At 45.4% G+C, this 17002-nt stretch carries 19 protein-coding genes; 9 read left to right on the top strand and 10 right to left on the bottom strand.

Annotation, left to right across the window (positions count from 1 at the left end; genetic code table 11):
* The 8 genes from FLM48_RS04840 to FLM48_RS04810 all read right to left on the bottom strand — a co-directional run bounded on the left by FLM48_RS04840 (position 1) and on the right by FLM48_RS04810 (position 4196).
* Positions 1-1032: a hypothetical protein gene (locus tag FLM48_RS04840; protein WP_179023840.1), complete on the bottom strand. Its 1032-nt coding sequence runs from the start codon at positions 1030-1032 to the stop codon at positions 1-3.
* 367 nt (positions 1033-1399) lie between these two features.
* Positions 1400-1609 (bottom strand): hypothetical protein, encoded by a 210-nt coding sequence (locus FLM48_RS04835; protein ID WP_179023838.1) that lies wholly within the window; start codon positions 1607-1609, stop codon positions 1400-1402.
* Positions 1606-1971 (bottom strand): T6SS effector amidase Tae4 family protein, encoded by a 366-nt coding sequence (locus tag FLM48_RS04830; protein ID WP_179023836.1) that lies wholly within the window; start codon positions 1969-1971, stop codon positions 1606-1608. Before FLM48_RS04830 ends, FLM48_RS04835 begins: the two co-directional genes overlap by 4 nt.
* A 42-nt stretch (positions 1972-2013) precedes the next feature.
* Positions 2014-2262, bottom strand: coding sequence for a T6SS effector amidase Tae4 family protein (locus FLM48_RS22880; protein WP_372847470.1), 249 nt, complete (start codon positions 2260-2262; stop codon positions 2014-2016).
* On the bottom strand, positions 2259-2501 hold the full coding sequence (locus tag FLM48_RS22615) for a type VI secretion system amidase effector protein Tae4 (RefSeq protein WP_218645328.1): 243 nt from the start codon (positions 2499-2501) through the stop codon (positions 2259-2261). Before FLM48_RS22615 ends, FLM48_RS22880 begins: the two co-directional genes overlap by 4 nt.
* Positions 2498-2878, bottom strand: a complete 381-nt coding sequence (locus FLM48_RS04820; RefSeq protein WP_179023834.1) for a Rap1a/Tai family immunity protein — start codon at positions 2876-2878, stop codon at positions 2498-2500. Before FLM48_RS04820 ends, FLM48_RS22615 begins: the two co-directional genes overlap by 4 nt.
* A gap of 416 nt (positions 2879-3294) precedes the next feature.
* Positions 3295-3726 carry a T6SS amidase immunity protein Tai4 family protein gene (locus FLM48_RS04815; protein WP_179023832.1) on the bottom strand — a complete coding sequence of 144 codons (432 nt, stop codon included), beginning with the start codon at positions 3724-3726 and terminating at the stop codon, positions 3295-3297.
* On the bottom strand, positions 3708-4196 hold the full coding sequence (locus FLM48_RS04810; protein WP_179023831.1) for a type VI secretion system amidase effector protein Tae4: 489 nt from the start codon (positions 4194-4196) through the stop codon (positions 3708-3710). The genes FLM48_RS04815 and FLM48_RS04810 overlap by 19 nt, the downstream gene beginning before the upstream one ends.
* A gap of 665 nt (positions 4197-4861) precedes the next feature.
* Between FLM48_RS04810 and FLM48_RS04805 the strand changes: the two genes are divergently transcribed.
* Positions 4862-5008, top strand: coding sequence for a hypothetical protein (locus FLM48_RS04805; RefSeq protein ID WP_179023829.1), 147 nt, complete (start codon positions 4862-4864; stop codon positions 5006-5008).
* A gap of 393 nt (positions 5009-5401) precedes the next feature.
* Here FLM48_RS04805 and FLM48_RS04800 read toward each other — a convergent pair whose 3' ends face one another.
* Positions 5402-6667, bottom strand: coding sequence for an amidohydrolase family protein (locus FLM48_RS04800; protein ID WP_256871125.1), 1266 nt, complete (start codon positions 6665-6667; stop codon positions 5402-5404).
* A gap of 392 nt (positions 6668-7059) precedes the next feature.
* Between FLM48_RS04800 and FLM48_RS04795 the strand changes: the two genes are divergently transcribed.
* The 6 genes from FLM48_RS04795 to FLM48_RS04770 all read left to right on the top strand — a co-directional run bounded on the left by FLM48_RS04795 (position 7060) and on the right by FLM48_RS04770 (position 12925).
* On the top strand, positions 7060-8787 hold the full coding sequence (locus FLM48_RS04795; RefSeq protein WP_179023827.1) for a pepsin-like aspartyl protease: 1728 nt from the start codon (positions 7060-7062) through the stop codon (positions 8785-8787).
* Positions 8744-9334, top strand: coding sequence for a GNAT family N-acetyltransferase (locus FLM48_RS04790; RefSeq protein WP_179023825.1), 591 nt, complete (start codon positions 8744-8746; stop codon positions 9332-9334). Before FLM48_RS04795 ends, FLM48_RS04790 begins: the two co-directional genes overlap by 44 nt.
* Positions 9335-9442: 108 nt before the next feature.
* The gene (locus FLM48_RS04785; protein ID WP_179023823.1) at positions 9443-10282 is read left to right on the top strand and encodes an SAM-dependent methyltransferase; all 840 of its coding nucleotides are present in this window, start codon (positions 9443-9445) and stop codon (positions 10280-10282) included.
* Positions 10283-10459: 177 nt separating this feature from the next.
* Positions 10460-10750 carry a hypothetical protein gene (locus tag FLM48_RS04780; RefSeq protein WP_179023821.1) on the top strand — a complete coding sequence of 97 codons (291 nt, stop codon included), beginning with the start codon at positions 10460-10462 and terminating at the stop codon, positions 10748-10750.
* 110 nt (positions 10751-10860) lie between these two features.
* Complete coding sequence (locus FLM48_RS04775) at positions 10861-11124, top strand: hypothetical protein (RefSeq protein WP_179023819.1); 264 nt, start codon at positions 10861-10863, stop codon at positions 11122-11124.
* A gap of 121 nt (positions 11125-11245) precedes the next feature.
* Positions 11246-12925 (top strand): GGDEF domain-containing protein, encoded by a 1680-nt coding sequence (locus FLM48_RS04770; RefSeq protein WP_179023817.1) that lies wholly within the window; start codon positions 11246-11248, stop codon positions 12923-12925.
* A gap of 131 nt (positions 12926-13056) precedes the next feature.
* On the opposite strand, the gene FLM48_RS04765 is transcribed toward FLM48_RS04770, so the two are convergent.
* The gene (locus FLM48_RS04765) at positions 13057-13593 is read right to left on the bottom strand and encodes an NADPH-dependent FMN reductase (RefSeq protein WP_179023815.1); all 537 of its coding nucleotides are present in this window, start codon (positions 13591-13593) and stop codon (positions 13057-13059) included.
* Between the two features lie 124 nt (positions 13594-13717).
* Here FLM48_RS04765 and FLM48_RS04760 point away from each other — a divergent pair, with 124 nt between their 5' ends.
* Both FLM48_RS04760 and FLM48_RS04755 read left to right on the top strand, forming a co-directional pair.
* Positions 13718-14617, top strand: a complete 900-nt coding sequence (locus FLM48_RS04760; protein ID WP_028773235.1) for a LysR family transcriptional regulator — start codon at positions 13718-13720, stop codon at positions 14615-14617.
* Positions 14618-14798: 181 nt separating this feature from the next.
* Entirely contained in the window at positions 14799-16967 is a 2169-nt protein-coding gene (locus FLM48_RS04755) for a cation:dicarboxylate symporter family transporter (RefSeq protein ID WP_179023813.1), read from the top strand.
* Positions 16968-17002: the final 35 nt, after the last annotated feature.

Genomic DNA, 17002 nt, shown 5'->3' with positions numbered 1-17002 from the left:
CTACCTCCACTTAATGGATGAACTTATATCATAAGCGCTGCCCGCGATGAACTGTCCGACTTCGTCAAGCGCTACTGAAGCTAATGTTCCCATAGCTATCGCCCCTCCAACCGCTAACACCCAACCAACAGGAGTTGCGAGTAATGCGACACCAAGCGCTGACATAACAACCTGAGAACCAACCCAAAGCCCTGCAGCAGTCCCTAAACCAAACCCGGTTGTTTCAACTACTGCACTGCGGTGCCAATCTCTACCGGCATAGAAGTCTTCTCGTACACTTCTTGCTCGAATGCCTGCATCGAGGACTATCATGCCACCGCCGAACAATTTTGCCCCTGCTTCAAAGCGGCGAATAGAGTTAAATGAATTTGTCGAAGTCAGGTTCAACTTAGCTGGATGTCGAGAGGTTTTTGCAATGGCAATGCCGCGGTTTGGATTAGTCCAAACGTTGCCTCGCTTACCTGATTTAACTCTGCCTAAAAACTTACCAAACTCCGTTTGGAAGCGGCCATTAAACTCCTGATAACAACGCTTTGCTATCTGCTCTAACATCACCATTTGATGTTTGGGTAGCTTGGCTTTGGCCCCCTCCCTCACCTTCAGTAACGCATCTTGATATTTAATAATTGATTTACCAAATTGAGAAACACGCTCATCGATTGCAGTTGCCGCCGCCCCCGCAGCGCCAACCGAGTACTTTTCTAATACCGGCTGGACTTCAACGGCATAAAACTCTGACATGGCCACAATGACATCACCACCAAAGGTTTCTACCATATCGGCAATATTGCGCCGTGATTGCGCCGGTAAGCTATTGGCTTGATTAAGAGCACAGGTCAAATCTGGCCTAAGCGCTGATATATCATTACTGTTACCACTGCGCACCACCATCGGCATGCCTTTGGGGATCCGCGGGCCTATAATATGTGGATTATCTTTTCGAAACTGCTTTACCGCTGCAGCATCATTCATATCTACAGGGTATTCACTGTAGGGTTGGTTGCTAAAGCAAAATGATTGAGTGGCCGACATAGAAAATCCTTCTCTATTGATGTTTATCCGATGGAACCTGTCCTTGTGTGGTGCAAATGGTACCAATCACCCGTTTAAAACCCTATGCATCAAAAGTTGCATTTAAATTGGCCGGTTTAGTATGAAATTAGGGGATGGGTATACCCAGATTGCTATTTGCACACTCGCGGGGATAGTTGGACGCTCATCCAACGTTGAGCGGTAACATCCGCCAAACTACGTTTGGCAATAGATCGCAGGATTCCATCCTGCACCGGGCAAGGAGGACTGCTCGTCTTATTCAGTTTGAATTTTCAATATCCTCCTTGCAACCACCATAACGCCCGGCGAACATTTCAAACAAACTGCATCAAGCTCAATGAAAAGCTCATGTTTTTTTATTACTTAATCTATGGCCAATAAAAAAACCAACCGCAATAAAGCACAACGCCACTCCCAAAAAAACTTTCACATTCCTCGCTGCTTCATCTTCGCCTTGATAGAGTGGCCCGAAAAAATGCCCAGCCAAAAAAAATATGCCGACGGTTAGGATGAAGCCGATAATCCCGCCAACAATTGGAAAGAGTATTTTACTCATTTCAACGCTCTCCAAAAAATAATCTCTTTAGACTGACTGAAATCAGACCAAACTCCATCAATTGTCAGGCCGGTTGAAATTCTTATCCAAGACGTCCAATCTGTTAACCTTGAACCATTCCAAAGGTCTATATGATCACCTGTAGGGTTATTTGTTGGATCAGAATTTCTTAACCAATAATCTTTAAAAAATATTATTTCTTTTTTCCCGGATATATGTTTCTTAAAATCTCTAACAGGAATTTTTATACCTTTTGTAAAAGATGCTGGCCAGCTTTTTGTCAGTGCGGAGGCCAACTCTTCGGCTCTAAGTATGTGTCCTTCAGATTTAGCGTGATGCCAACAATGCTCAGCCCCTAGCAAGCTAGTGGTATCGTTAGCCCCTCTCAATTGCTATTATTAGCCCTAGCTTAATGGCCAAAACCATATTTCTTTTGAGTTTATATAACAATTTGAACTGCATACTGCAGAAGCTGTTGTGGAGTCAATAAGATCGATATGGCCACCACCATACCCAGTAATTTTCCAGAACAGAACTACACCTTTTCTACCTTTGATATTCGAAAGAAATTCAGTAGGTTTGTTTATTTCGGGCATACCAAATAATGACGGTTTTTTTAATTTATCTGCCAGGAGCTTAGCCCCCGCTTCTATTTTTTTCCTGCAAACCTCCCACTCTTGACAGGCAGTCTGCCTACAAATGACACACCTGATTTTAGCAATGCTAGACTTACCCTAGCTGCACAAGTATTAACATATGCGGGGTTTTGCTTGATTAATTTATCATGTTCTATACCCATCTCAGCGTATAAATCTGCACCACTTTTATAATTTGATTGAAGCTCATTGGATGAATAATAATTTGACTTAAGAGATTGAAATGTGGGTTTCATTTGTCTTCCTTACAAGGTAATAATTCTTTCAATCTCGAAACAATTGCTTTGGAGGCTCTTTCATCTGGTTTAGCATTAAGAGTATTTTTTAATCCGATATAAGCTTGCTCTTGAATAGCGCTAGGGGAAGCCGCACCATATCCGCACCAAATTCGCCCTTCAGTGCTATCAATAACACCAACCAAATACATTTCAGCAAGCCTCCGTTGCTCCAGATTCGCCCCCATATAGACTTCCATAAATGATTTCGTGCTCATATCCAAGTTTTGAGAAATCATCCTTTGAGTATCACTTTTTGGTACAACCAAGTTAGCTGCACACGCAGTTTGCATTAATAAAACTGCTATAACAGGTAGGTAGAGTAAATTTATTAACATTTAATTTCCTATGTTTCTCCGAACCCAAAGGGGGCTAACATAGCCACATAGAGCTAAGGAATTTCCAACTCTAATTGCACATTGATTTGAAAATACTGGTTTGCCGTCTTTTAAGGATGGGGTCTCGACATCACTAAATGGTTGCATGAGAGTCCCATAGCCCATCAAATTTGACCATTTGTCGTTCCTTCTCCAAAATTCATGGTGTTATAACCTTTTGCTAAAGCAAAATGATTGAGTGGCCGACATAGAAAATCCTTCTCTATTGATGTTTATCCGATAGAGCCTATCCTTGTGTGGTGCAAATGGTACCAATCACCGGTTTAAAACCCTATGCATCAAAAGTTGCATTTAAATTGGCCGGTTTAGTATGAAATTAGTGGGATATACCAACTTTTTAGCCGACATACCTTAGCCTAATTTGATGACTCTAAAGGACAACGAACTTTAAACTGACTCTTATCTCGCCAATTCGTATCATCTAAACAAGGATTGTTTTCTAAAAAAAGATTCTCAATTTCAGGTGAATTATGGAAATCAATACAGCGGGCAAGCTTTATAGGATCGCCAGATTGAGATAAGTAAGGTTTGCTTTTCCAGTCTTCTAATAAAGCATAAGCATCGCGGTACACGCCAAGGTCTAGCTTTCCAAACTCTCTATATCCAGTTAGTGCGCGACCTGCATCTTTAGAAATACTTAACTCCTTATATTCAGAAGCAATGCATATAGCTAAAGCATAATTTTTAAAGAGCTTTTTTTCTGTCATCAAATCTAACTCATGAGCATGAGTCATTACAGACGTCAAATAGCACATACACGAAAGAATAGTTAACTTTTTAATGCCCATAAATATGCCTTGTGCGATAGCGGAAAGTAACACTCATCAGAGCAATTTATTCCATTCCAAATTGTTGCATGGCCTGATGCATCCCCCCAACCTTGAACCTCAACGACCAAAATTCCACGAAAATTTTCTAACTTAGATGCTGAAGGAGAAGGTACGACGGTATCTGGTTCACCAAATGTGTCGTATAAGAAATCTATCAAATCGCTAACTCTATATAGATACCAGTTCCCTCTCCCTCCAGATATAGTCTTTCCTTTTAGATAGGGAACTTTAACGCCTATTGTATTTAGCACATAACTCATTCTAATCGCACAGGCATTTTCAAATCGACCTTGCTCTATAGTTAGCATGTTAATATTGTAATCAACATTACCACCGATTTTAGTGCCAACGGAAGACACTGACTTCCCAATGTCATCGTAGATATTCTTAAATGCGTTCCTTGCTAAAATCAAGCTGGGTCTTTTCATTTCACCTCATTCAATACAATCATTTTGATTACCTCAGGATGACTCATATCAACGGGGTATTCACTGTATGGTTGGTTGCTAAAGCAAAATGATTGAGTGGCCGACATAGAAAACCCTTCTCTATTGATGTTTATCCGATGGAGCCTATCCTTGTGTGGTGCAAATGGTACCAATCACCCGTTTAAAACCCTATGCATCAAAAGTTGCATTTAAATTGGCCGGTTTAGTATGAAATTAGGGGGTGGGTATACCCAGATTGCTATTTGCATACTCGCGGGGATAGTTGGACGCTCATCCAACGTTGAGCGGTAACATCCGCCAAACTACGTTTGGCAATAGATCGCAGGATTCCATCCTGCACCGGGCAAGGAGGACTGCTCGTCCTCATCCTCCTTGCAACCACCATAACGCCCGGCGAACATTTCAAACAGCGAAATTTCGCGACGGGAAAATCCTTGTAGCGTCTAGCATTACCTGAATTTAAATAGGTTAAATACTTATCGAACCTGCATGCCAAAAGCAACGGTAAATTCGAAGGGATATGAAATCCAGTGTAGATGTGGTCGAGGCCTTTGACAGCATGGATGCTGTCGCAGAGCGCCCAAGGATGGGTTCACAGCGTGCCGAGCAAGTATCTACACATTCCTCGCCGGGAAGGCGTCACAATGCTAGCTAGATGGCGGACTGTCCATGACAGGGATGTCATGGCCAAGCGTATAGGGATATATCCACAGCGTGTCACAGAAGTGCTTGTACATTCGCCTGCCGCAGGCATCACTGCACTTTCGGATATGTCGATAGCCTTGCTTTAAACACATCCCCCGCCCGTAAGGCGAAATGAGTAAATTCGAAGAGAAATTATATCCAGTACAAGCGCGGCTGTGACTGTCCATGACAGGGATGTCATGGCCAAGCGTATAGGGATGTATCCACAGCGTGTCACAGAAGTGCTTGTACATTCGCCTGCCGCAGGCATCACTACACTTCCAGTGTATGGCAATAGCCTAACTTTAAATACATACCCCGCCGGGACAACGCTCACTGCTGTTAGGCACACTGTGCCGTTCGCCAACCTTGCCCCATTGGGTAACAATTGCAAATCAGATACAAAAAAGGGTTAGCAATTAATGCCAACCCTTTACTCAAAGAAGATAAAACCACTCGATTATTGGTGTGTCACCAACCAACTTTGATTTATCACCAAGCTATTTTTGTTTATAAACCACGCCGCCTTTCATAACAAAGTCGACATCAAGTAAGGCTTTGATGTCATCAAGCGGGCTTATCTCGGTGGCAATAATGTCGGCGTATTTACCTGCTTCTAGGGTACCTAGTTTGGCTGACTTACCGCCAAGATCTGCGGCGTTAATGGTGGCAGAGACTAAAATATCGCTGTTGCTCATGCCCGCTTGATGCATTAATACCGCTTCTTGGGCATTGTTACCGTGCTGCGATACGCCGCTATCGGTGCCATAGGCAATTTTAACCCCGGCTTTATACACGGCTTTAAAGTTAGCGGTCATGTCAGCGCCAACGCGCTTAGCTTTGGCTTTAATCGCCTCTGACATAAAGTCGGAGTGGTGCGCCATTTGCACCACGGTATCCCCTGCAAGCAAGGTTGGTACTAAATAAGCGCCGTTTTTCTTAAACAGCTTAATACTCTCTTTATCGGCATAGCTGCCGTGCTCAATGCTATCAACACCGGCGCGCAGTGCGGCATTAATACCGGCGGTGGCGTGGGCATGACTCGCCACTTTACGCCCTAAGCCATGGGCGGTCGCCACAATTTCGGTTAGCTCATCATCGGCCATCTGCTGCCCAGTACCGGTATTGGTGTCTGACAACACCCCGCCAGTTGAGGTCACTTTAATCACATCGGCACCAAACTTAATCGCACGGCGGGTGGCGCTACGGCAATCATAAGGGCCGTCACAAATGGTTTTTTGGGTGTACTTTTCCAGCAAATCTGGGCTCATGCCATCCACATCACCGTGACCACCAGTAACAGAAACCCCGCCTGAGGCAATGATACGTGGCCCTGCAATCCAGCCTTTATTAACCCCATCGCGCAGCGCATAAATTTGCTCAGGTTTGGCACCTAAATCACGCACGGTAGTAAAGCCGGCCATTAAGGTTTTATTGGCAAAATGTACACTTTGCATGGCCACATCGGCATCAGACATACGCAGTTTCTCGCTGTCGTTTTTCGGCCCTAGCTCGCCTTGTAAATGCACATGCATATCCATTAGACCGGGCATAACAAAGCGGTTTTTCAGATCGATATAGGTCACATCATCACCAAAACTAGCGGCATCGACATAACCGGATTTAACCTGTTCAATCACGCCGTTATTAATCACCACAGTTTGCTTTTTAGCGCTGGACTTACCGGGCACTGCCAGTAGCTCTCCGGCGTGAATCACGGTAACAGGCGCGGCAATGGCGGCAGTGCTGGCTGCGGCGCTCAGCATTAACGCCGCGCTCATGGCCGCCAGCGACTGGCGATTGTTGGTTTTTGATGGCTGGATTTGCTGCTTCATGTCTTTCCCTCAGGGGTAGGTTAGCGGCTTTTCGCCACGTATCTTCCACCTTGTTGTTATCGTTTATTATTGTTATTTCAATGGGCTAACCATAGCATCGTAACTTGCAAGTTCAGTTGTTTAGCCATTGATTAGCGCTAATAACATACAAGCAGCTCTGGTCGCTTTCCAAGTCATAAATTGTAACAAAAGGGTTAAAAGCAGTTGAAGGCGGCAGTAAAACTAGGTAAAAATACGCAATAAAACATAGTGTTGAATAAAGCTAACTGCTTAAATTTGCAGCTGTTAAGCAGGTTATTATACCAATCGCAAGGAAAGCCAACATGCCATCACCTGCCAAACCTGCGGCCGTAAAGCCACGCACGTTAAAAATCCCGCTCACCAATGTTTACGCCCGCGGTGGTTATAGCGCCCAGTTAACAATTGGCGCCAATCAAGATACGGTGAACCTTATCCTAGATACTGGCAGCAGCACTTTGGTAATTAGTGGCAGCGACTATAACGAGCAACAGGACAAGGCCCTCAATCCCACCAGTTTTGCCCAAGAAGTGCTATACGGCATGGGCGGCTGGGATGGACCTGTGGTGCATACTCGTGTGGGGATTTGTGAAAATGCCATCGACTATGATCTTACTGACGACTATCACGAGCATGCCCATCAGCCGGTGGTTCTGAGCAGCTGCCCAGTTGCCGTGGTGTATTGCAATGCCCAAGAAACCACCTTTGCCGAAGCCGATGGCATTTTGGGGCTGGCCTATCATGCGCTTAACAAAAGCTATAACCTCAAGCCCTATTTTGAGCACTATGATATCAACCCAGCGTTAACCCACCCTTGGCCCTTCGATGATGAAATTGCTTTAGACCCAAAAGACTTCACCCCCATACTCAACCCCGATGCCGATACTGAAAACAGCGCTGACGGTCAGTGTGATTGCGTGCCCGGCGGCGCCACTCAAACAGACGCAGACAATCAGGGTAAAGCCCAAGCGGACAGCACACCAAAAGATGCTACAGAGCCGTTTACTAGCCACGATTTACGTAAATTTAAGCAGTTTTTAAATCAGCAACCTAGCCAAGATGTGGTGCCCTATTTTACCGAGCTCACCCAGCACGGTTTAACCGCTAACAAGTTTGCCTTTTACTGTCGCCGTTCCAGTATTCATGTCAATCAACAACTTGCTAGCACCACCAGTGCCGATGGTACTCGGCAGCTCAATCACTACGAACAGTTAGGCCAAGATCCACTTAACCAAGGTTGGCTAATTTTGGGCGGAGGCGAAGAACATACTGAATTGTACCAAGGCGATTTTGCCACTATTTCGGTGGTGGAAGATAAATACTATAACGTCAACCTAATCGCCCTGCAGGTTGCTGACAATGAAGAGATAGACTCGCAGCTCACCAACGAACTAGAACAAGAGCTAGAACAAGCGCAAGCAGATGCAGAACAGCAAGCCGCAGGCGATACAGAAAGCCACAGCCACTCTCACTGCCACGCTGACAGCAAATCAGACAACCACTCTCACAGCCACACCCATGGGGTGAGTTTTAGCCCCGCAGCGCGAGGCCGCAGCAATGCCATTATCGACACAGGTGCATCGGCCATTGTGCTCACTCGCTATCTGTTTGATGCCATGGTTGAGCAGCTTAATGCCATCAACCCCCAATTTGGCCAGCAAATTGCGCCATTTAAAGCGGTATCTCAACAGTTTGTGGGAATCGACATGGATGAGCTTAACTTAAATGACTGGCCAACGCTGACCTTTCGTTTTGTTGGCTTTGGCCAAAATGACACACCACAAGCGGTCGATATTGAGGTTGCCCCGCAAGATTATTGGCAACTCAATACCCCAGCGGCAGGCAAAGCTTGCTTTAAAATACTGTCGCAATTTCCCAATTGGCCCAATCAATCCATTTTGGGGCTACCACTAATGAGCCGCTATTACGTGGTGTTTGACCGCAGCGCCCACCAAAATGGCGTCATTCGCTTTGCCAAACAGCAAGTTAATGCTAGCAGTGCCGCGCCACAGCCGCGCACCGTGGCCAACTAACCGAGACATCATCATGCATCAATTTACGACTCAACGCCTGCATATGCGCCTGCTGGATGAACGCGATAAGGCACTGTATTGCTCGTTATATACTGACCCCATTGTCATGGAAAAAATTGGCAAAACACTAGCCTATGAAAAAACGGAAAAATCTTTTGCCATCGCTTTAAAGCTATTAAACGCGACGCCACAGCGCCATTATGTCTGGCTAATTTCAGATAAGCACACTGGTGAAGCACTGGGGATGCAAAATATTGCTATCAATAAACACGATAGTACCCAAGCTGAGTTTGGGATCATGTTAACCCCCAAGAGCTATGGTAAGCATATTGCTTTTGAGTCAATTGGCGCATTAACCGAATACGGGCTTCATACGCTTAAGCTGCAAAAAATGTACTCCTATTTTCAGCCTTCCAATACGGCCATTTTAAAAATCGCCCAAAGACTAAATTACCAAATAGATATGCAGAATTTACAGCCCAATACAGGACAAGCAAGTTGTTATATGCTGCAAGCTCAATACAAAGACACATTTATACAACATTAGTATCACGATAGCGTTTCAAATTTTGGCATTAACTGGTATCTTGCCATGTATATCAGCTTGGTTTTGTTGCTAAATTATTCTAATAAATTGATTGCCTAAGGTTTTAACATGTCTGGAAGTTTAGCCTGCGTAGGGATAGGTATGACGCTAGGGGCGCACATCTGCCCACTGGCGCGCAGTTACATTGAGCAAGCCGACGTGGTGTTCTCCGGCGTATCCGATAGTGTGGTTGAGCTGTGGCTGCAAGAGATGCACTGCGATGTGCGCTCATTGCAGGTGTATTATGCCGAGGGCAAATCACGCCATATCACCTACCGCGAAATGGTCGAGGCCATGCTAAGCGAAGTGCGTGCAGGCAAAAAAGTGGTTGGCGCATTTTATGGCCACCCGGGCGTATTTGCCCACGCGCCGCACAAATCCATTGAAATGGCCCAAAATGAAGGCTACCCCGCGGTGATGGTGCCCGGCATTAGCGCCGAAGATTGCTTAATTGCCGATTTGGGTATTGATCCTGGCCGAGTCGGCTGTCAGCAATTTGAAGCCAGCCAGTTTATGTTTTATCAGCGCCAATATGACCCTTCATGCTATGTAGTGCTGTGGCAAATTGGCCTAGCAGGTGACAAAAGCCTGACTAAATTTGCCACGGGTAGGGCTCATCGCCAAGTCTTAATAGAGTTACTGGCCGATAAATACCCACTCGATCATCAAGTCATATTATATGAAGCCGCGGTGCTGCCCATCGACAGCGTGCGCAAACAGCGGCTCAGTATTAGCGAACTGGCTGATGCCGATATCCATATGCATACCACGTTAGTGATTCCGCCTAGTGAAAAAATGCGCCCCAACCAAGCGGTATTAGACAGGCTGGCGCAAATAGAGCAGCAATTAACACAGGCTGAACCAGCATCAGCTGCGCCAACGGCAGCCACACTGGCCTTGGTAAAATAGCCATGAATGTTTTTGCCAAATGGCAGCCAAAATCATGGCCAAAAACCAGCGTTGCAGTAGTCAGAAACCAGCGTCGCAGTGGTCAGAAAAATAGCTTAATAACGATAAAAAAATAACAACACAGTGGCAGTTACGCTGCCACGCAATCATTACACATAACCTTGAGGGAACAAAATTATGTCAACCAACAAAACAATGTCAACCATTACGCAGCTATTAGAACAACTCGGGCAGGATGCCAGCTTGCAAATTGATACAGCACAACGCCACGCAGCAATTACCTCAGCAGATATCAGCAATGAGCTTAAACAAGCCTTGATACAAGGTGATAGCTTAGCGGTTAAAAACCAGTTAGATGTCTGCCCTGATGTTTATTGCGTTTTTGTCGCCCACGAAGATGAGGATGATACAGGTGAGAGCGATAATAGCAGCCAGGATAACAATCCAGTGATCGAAAAAGCCGCTTAAGCTGCAAAAGGTGCTATAGCCAGTCGTTAAGAAACGAAGCTATAGCACTAAAAAAACCAAACAACAGTTAACCCCTTTTATTAATATCCAACAGCCAATAAGGAAATACTATGTCATCGGTCATTGAACTACTTGAACAAATGGGTCAAAACGCCGCGCTGCAAAACCAAACTAGCTTCGAGCAAGCAATTGAGCAATCAGATCTGTCTGACAACTTAAAAACCTCGCTACTGAATCGTGATGATATCAGCCTTAAACGCGAGCTGGATGTGGTACCGGATGTTGTTTGTGCTTTTTTACCTGCGGAGGATGAAAAAGAAGAGAAAAAAGAAAAAGACGAAAGTCCTTCAGAAAAAACTGACGTTCATAATTAATACTATCATTATGCACTTTTTTGTTAAAGTTGGGTTCTTTGTAATCAGCTTCATCTATTTCACAGTTCCCAACCTGTGCTTTGCTTCAGGTGTTGGGCTTTCAATAAGCGAGAAGCTAGTTTTGGCTGATAAGTCTAGAAGCAGTAACCCGGAAGACTTTACTCTCTTAGTTGATGAACTTAAAGAAAGAAAGCTTGATATGTCTTTGGATGAAAAAGACTATCTTAAATATTTAATTGCATATCAGTTATCCTTCTCAGGCGAGTTTTCTAAAGCGGTATTAATTTATAAAGACCTTACACTAAACTCTAAAAATGAGATTCTTAAATTTCGCGCCAACCTATCTCTAGTAAACACTTATGCAATATCAAAAGACTGGGCTACTGGATTAGAGCACCTTTCTACTAATTTAGACCTTTTACCCAATATTAAAGAAGCTGAATTTAAACAATTAGGGATTCTAATCGCTGCGCTATTTTATAATCAACTGGGTCAATATGAATTAGGTTTATATTACGCTAATCAACTAGACGAGCTCGTACATGAAGGCCGTAATGCCTGCTTAGCAAAACAGTTAGCTATTGAGGCTAAACTGAAATTAGGTAAACTCAACGAACGCAGTAGCGAAATAGAGTCGGCAACGAAAATTTGTCAACAAAGCGGTGAACATTTGATCGTTGCAATCATCGCTGGTTACACTGCTACTAACTTAATAAGTGAAGAGAAGGTAACCCAAGCATCTAATGTACTTCATTCTCATTTAGATGCTGTAAATAAAATCAACTACCCTCCTGTATCATCAAGATATTACTCTCTTTTATCTCAAGCTTATTATCTAAACGATGAAATAGTTAAGGCTGAATCCTTTGCTGCAAGGGCATTAGAAAAGTCTATTTCTTTAGGTAACAATGAATCGACACTGGAGGCCTATTACATCCTATTCCAAATCGCCGAATCCCGTGGTGAGCATCAATTGGCGCTGGATTACCATAAAAAGTACGCCGCTGCCGATAAAGCTTATTTAGATGATGTTAAAACCAAGCATTTGGCGTTTCAGCTGGCCCAACACCAAGCCACCGAGCAGCGCAACCAAATTGATCTGTTAGACAAGCAAAACAACCTCTTGCGGGTGGAGCAAAAACTGGCCACCACTGAAGCAGAAAACAACCGCTTGTTTATCTCACTGCTGATATCAATTATTACCTTACTGGGGTTTTGGGCCTATAAGTCGTGGAAAACCCAGCAACGCCTAAAACAGTTGGCCGAATACGATGCGCTTACCAAAGTGTACAATCGTGGCCACTTTACCCACTTAGCTGAAGATGCGCTTAAATACTGTGGCAGTGCCAATATCCAGCTTAGCTGTATCTTGTTTGACTTAGATAAGTTTAAACAAATTAACGATAACTATGGCCACGGCTGTGGCGACTGGGTGCTAAAACAGGTGGCTAAAGTGTGCCAAGCTCAAGGACGCAAAAACGATATTTTTGCCCGCTTAGGCGGCGAAGAGTTTTGCATGATTTTACCAAGCTGCGATCTGCATACTGCCTTAAAGCTAGCGGAGAGTTGCCGTGTGGCGATTAATCAAATTGATACCGCACCTTCAGGGCACGACTTTACCATTAGCGCCAGTTTAGGGGTCACCGATACCCAGTTGTCGGGCTACAGTTTAGAGCAGCTCACTACCGATGCCGACAGCGCCATGTATCAGTCTAAAGATGACGGTCGCAACCGCATTAGCGTATATAGCCCCAAGGGTGAACAGCTCAGTTTAGATGCACTTAGCTCGGCGCGCTTATAAACTGCTGTGATTTTATAAGCCAGTGCCTAGCTAGCTGCGCCATTGTGCAAAGCGGCGCAGCTTAATCCAGCGTACCGCGACTTCATCATGCATTCAGCCGCCATAACTATTAGCCGCGCAGCAATGTTCCCTTAAGCAATCGTTGCCACTGCTGATTGCAGTTTATCCAGTAACTCAGGATTGCTTAACTGCTGGCTTTGCATGTCGAAATTATCAAAAAAGCTAGGAATAGAAAGACTCGCTTTCACATCGGCGCCAAAATACGGTGCGCTTGTGGTTGCCGCGGTCAGTACAGTATTGGCACCACCTGGGCCTGGTGATGTGGCTAACATGACCATAGGCGTATTTTGAAACACCTTCATGTCGATACGTGAGGTCCAATCAAACAGGTTTTTATAAGCTGCGGTGTACGAGCCGTTATGCTCAGCAAACGAGATAATAATGGCGTCAGCTTCGGTAATTTTGGCAAAGAAGCGTTGGGCTTGTTCTGGCTGGCCTAGCTCGGCTTCACGGTCTTGGCTAAAAATCGGCATTTCGTAATCGTTGATATCAAGCACTTCAACTTCCACGCCCTCTTGACCTGCTGCGACGAGCGAAGCGGCATAGGTGGCAAGTTGCTTGTTGATTGATTGGCTGCTGTTGCTGGCGGCAAAGGCTAATAGTTTCATAATCATTCCCTCAAATTTAGTGATGCGAGCCAGTAACTGGCGCTGTAATGTCTTTCAATGCAAATCAGTGTATATTAATAGTTAACTGTAATTAATCACCTCAAAAGACAATCACTGTTTCCATATGACTAACAATAATCTATTTGAAGGGGTAGTGATATTTACCGAAGTGGTCAACCAAGGTGGTTTTAGTGCCGCAGCGCAGGCCCTCGGCCATTCGACCTCGTTTGTCAGTAAGTCGGTGAGTAAACTTGAAGCCCGCCTTGGAGTGCGCTTACTTAACCGCACGACCCGCTCAATTGGCCTCACCGCAGAAGGCCAAGCCTACTATGATCGCTGCCTCGCCTTAGTGAGCGACGCCGAACAAGCCGAGCAACTTCTCACCCCCCATAATGCCACCCCTAAGGGGCGGTTAAAGATCAGCTCGCCGGTGGGCTTTGGCCGTAGCCACTTACAACCGATTATTTCCGAATACCTGCATTTATATCCCAACGTCTCTCTAGAAATGGATTTAAATGATAAACGCATTGATGTGATTGGCGATGGCTACGATTTAGCCATAAGAGCCTCGGCGCAGCTGGAAGAGTCGAGCCTGATTGGCCGCAAGATCTATCAGTGCGACGCACTTACCGTGGCATCAAAAACCTATATAGAAAAACGTGGCCTGCCCCATCACCCTATGGAGCTCGCTCACCACGACTGTATTAGCTATAGCAACTTGAAAATGCCTAACCGATGGCAGTATCTCGATGCCAAGGGCGAGCCTTTTAGCGTTGATGTGCGCGGTCGCATTTTGTGTGACAGCGGCGACTTTGAACTGAGCCTAGTGCGCAACCACCACGGCATTTGCCGCTTACCGGGCTTTTACCTCGATGAAGTGCTTAAAAATGATGAACTGGTCGTGCTGTTTGACAACCTGCCCACGGCGCAGGTAGAAGTGTACGCCGTCTACCCTAGCCGTAAACATCTGTCGCCCAAAGTGCGCGCCTTTATTGATTTAGCCGTGGCGCGCTTGGAGGGTTAACACCTCGTCAATGTCATTGAGCTAGCGTTAAAAAATCTTCGCACCGATAACATTTTACTATCAAATTTTTAGCTGATTTACGCTACAATCAGTAGCAAAGTGGCGCTCTGCTGATTTGGACGCTTGCCATGATGTCTAACCACGTGCAGTGAACGCGTGACTTCAATATGGAAGTAATGAAGTGATAAAAAGAATTCTAAAAATGCCAAGCTCGAGCTTGATGATTGTCGCCATGTTTGTCGGTTTTGCGGTGGGGATTTTTTTTGGTGAGATGGTGGGCTGGCTTAGCACCATAGGGACCAGTGTCATTTTGCTGATGCAGATGACCGTTCTACCCTATATTGTGGTGTCACTGGTTGGCGGTATTGGTAAGTTACAAAAATCTACCGCGATTATGATATTTAGCCGTGCTGGTTTAATTATGGCGCTGCTGTGGTTATTGGCATTGGTGTTAATTGCTTTAGTACCGCTGTCGTTTCCGTTTGTTGAATCCGCTTCGTTTTTTAGTACCAGCAGCATTGAAGCCGTTGAAGCAATTAACTACTTTAAACTGTATATCCCCTCTAATCCGTTCGAATCAATGGCCGCAGGTTATGTCCCCGCCATCGTGGTGTTTAGTATTGCCATGGGGCTGGCATTAATCGGCATGGAAGGTGAGCCTAAACTGCAAATTTTGTCGTTTATGCATACCACCTCAGAAATATTTTCTCGCATCACCCAAGGGCTAGTGAAGATTTTACCTATTGGTATTTTTGCCATGTCAGCCGCAGCGGCTGGCACCATGGGGGTAGAAGAGTTTGCCAGCATGCAGGTCTACCTCATTACCTATTTTGTGTTGTGTTTACTGCTGACGTTCTGGGTGTTGCCTTGGATTGTGGCATCGCTCACGCCAATCACCTACAAGCAAGCTGTGAGCATTACCCGCTCGACCTTAGTGACAGCGTTTGCCACCGGTAATATCTTTATTGTTATTCCGGTGATTATTGAAGAGTGTAAGCAGATCATGCGCGAGCATGACAAGCTGAGTGATAACGGCGAAACGCTGATTGAAATTCTAATCCCCATAGCCTTCACCTTCCCCAATATCGGCAAGCTAACGGTGATTTTATTTGTGCTATTTGCTGGCTGGTTTAACGGTACGCCGGTTGAAATGAGCGCAATTCCATCGCTGTCGATAAGTGGCTTATTATCGCTGTTTGGCAGTGTGTATGTGGCTATTCCATTCATGTTGGATTTAGTGCACTTACCCTCAGATCTGTTCCAGCTGTTTGTGATGTCTGGCTTTATTACCGGCAAGTTTAATTCGATTGCCGCAGTAATGAACCTGTTTGTACTGACACTGCTTACGGTGTGTTTATTTGAAGGTTGTTTGCGCATTAAGCCACCACAAATCGTTAAGATGACAGTGGGTATTGCCATTAGTGTTGTGGCAACCTTGCTGGTTTGCCGAGTCGGCATGGGCATGTTTATTCACAGCCCTGAGGTCACCAGCGGTGTGATTGCTAACATGCAGGTAGCAGACAAGGTGCCTACCAAAGTGAAGCGCCAGTTCCCAGTGGTGGGTGAAACGCCCCAAGAGCCAATTGCTAATGTTAGGCAAATACGCGAGCGCGGCGTATTACGAGTAGGCTATATCCCCAGCAATGTGCCATTTAGCTACTACAACAACGGCGCGCAACTGGTGGGCTTTGACAGCGCCATGGCCACTAAACTTGCCGAAGATTTAGGGGTAGAGATTGAGTTTATCCCGTTTAGAAAATCGCAGTTAGCCGCCTCATTAGAAGCAGGCTTTTTTGACATTGCCATGTCAGGTCTAGCGATGGATATTGAGCAAATGGATAAGCTGAGTTATGCCGACCCAGTATTGGAGCTTACCTTAGCCATTGCCACCCGCGATCATATGGTGAGTCAGTTTAAAAACGCCGAGTCGATTCAGGCATTACAAGACATTAAGGTGGCCTATGTGGAGCATAGCGATATTGTCAGCGATGCCAAGCAGAAGTACCCGCACATTGAGTTTGTCAAAATTGATGGTTACAAAGACTTTTTCCGCCAGAAAAAGCACAAGTATGACGCGCTAATTATCAGTGCACAGGCGGGCTCAGCGTGGACCCTGTTCTTCCCCGGCTATGGGATTGCCATTCCCACCAACAAGAATCGTTATCCGGTGGCTTACGCCGTTGCGCAGAGTAATCAGTCGCTACTTAACTACGTCAATAACTGGCAGAAGCTACGTAAAGTTGATGGCCATCAGGACCGCTTTTATGAGTACTGGATGCTAGGTAAAGGTGCCAGCAAAGAGCAACCTCGTTGGTCAGTGATCCGTAATGTATTAGGCTGGGTTGATTAAGCCTCTGCCCCGCCCGACACCACAAGGCTAGCACT

The organism is Shewanella sp. Scap07, from assembly GCF_013394145.1.
Classification (GTDB): Bacteria; Pseudomonadota; Gammaproteobacteria; order Enterobacterales; family Shewanellaceae; genus Shewanella; species Shewanella waksmanii.
The sequence above is the reverse complement of the archived record's forward strand: the minus strand, read 5'-3'. Positions and strand labels throughout refer to the sequence as shown.

Bases quoted from the DNA above. Each gene is read 5' to 3' on its own strand.
- FLM48_RS04840 (WP_179023840.1), bottom strand. From the start codon at position 1,032: ATGTCGGCCACTCAATCATTTTGCTTTAGCAACCAACCCTACAGTGAA.
- FLM48_RS04835 (WP_179023838.1), bottom strand. From the start codon at position 1,609: ATGAGTAAAATACTCTTTCCAATTGTTGGCGGGATTATCGGCTTCATC.
- FLM48_RS22615 (WP_218645328.1), bottom strand. From the start codon at position 2,501: ATGAAACCCACATTTCAATCTCTTAAGTCAAATTATTATTCATCCAAT.
- FLM48_RS04820 (WP_179023834.1), bottom strand. From the start codon at position 2,878: ATGTTAATAAATTTACTCTACCTACCTGTTATAGCAGTTTTATTAATG.
- FLM48_RS04815 (WP_179023832.1), bottom strand. From the start codon at position 3,726: ATGGGCATTAAAAAGTTAACTATTCTTTCGTGTATGTGCTATTTGACG.
- FLM48_RS04810 (WP_179023831.1), bottom strand. From the start codon at position 4,196: ATGAAAAGACCCAGCTTGATTTTAGCAAGGAACGCATTTAAGAATATC.
- FLM48_RS04805 (WP_179023829.1), top strand. From the start codon at position 4,862: ATGCTAGCTAGATGGCGGACTGTCCATGACAGGGATGTCATGGCCAAG.
- FLM48_RS04800 (WP_256871125.1), bottom strand. From the start codon at position 6,667: ATGCTGAGCGCCGCAGCCAGCACTGCCGCCATTGCCGCGCCTGTTACC.
- FLM48_RS04795 (WP_179023827.1), top strand. From the start codon at position 7,060: ATGCCATCACCTGCCAAACCTGCGGCCGTAAAGCCACGCACGTTAAAA.
- FLM48_RS04790 (WP_179023825.1), top strand. From the start codon at position 8,744: ATGCTAGCAGTGCCGCGCCACAGCCGCGCACCGTGGCCAACTAACCGA.
- FLM48_RS04785 (WP_179023823.1), top strand. From the start codon at position 9,443: ATGTCTGGAAGTTTAGCCTGCGTAGGGATAGGTATGACGCTAGGGGCG.
- FLM48_RS04780 (WP_179023821.1), top strand. From the start codon at position 10,460: ATGTCAACCAACAAAACAATGTCAACCATTACGCAGCTATTAGAACAA.
- FLM48_RS04775 (WP_179023819.1), top strand. From the start codon at position 10,861: ATGTCATCGGTCATTGAACTACTTGAACAAATGGGTCAAAACGCCGCG.
- FLM48_RS04765 (WP_179023815.1), bottom strand. From the start codon at position 13,593: ATGAAACTATTAGCCTTTGCCGCCAGCAACAGCAGCCAATCAATCAAC.
- FLM48_RS04760 (WP_028773235.1), top strand. From the start codon at position 13,718: ATGACTAACAATAATCTATTTGAAGGGGTAGTGATATTTACCGAAGTG.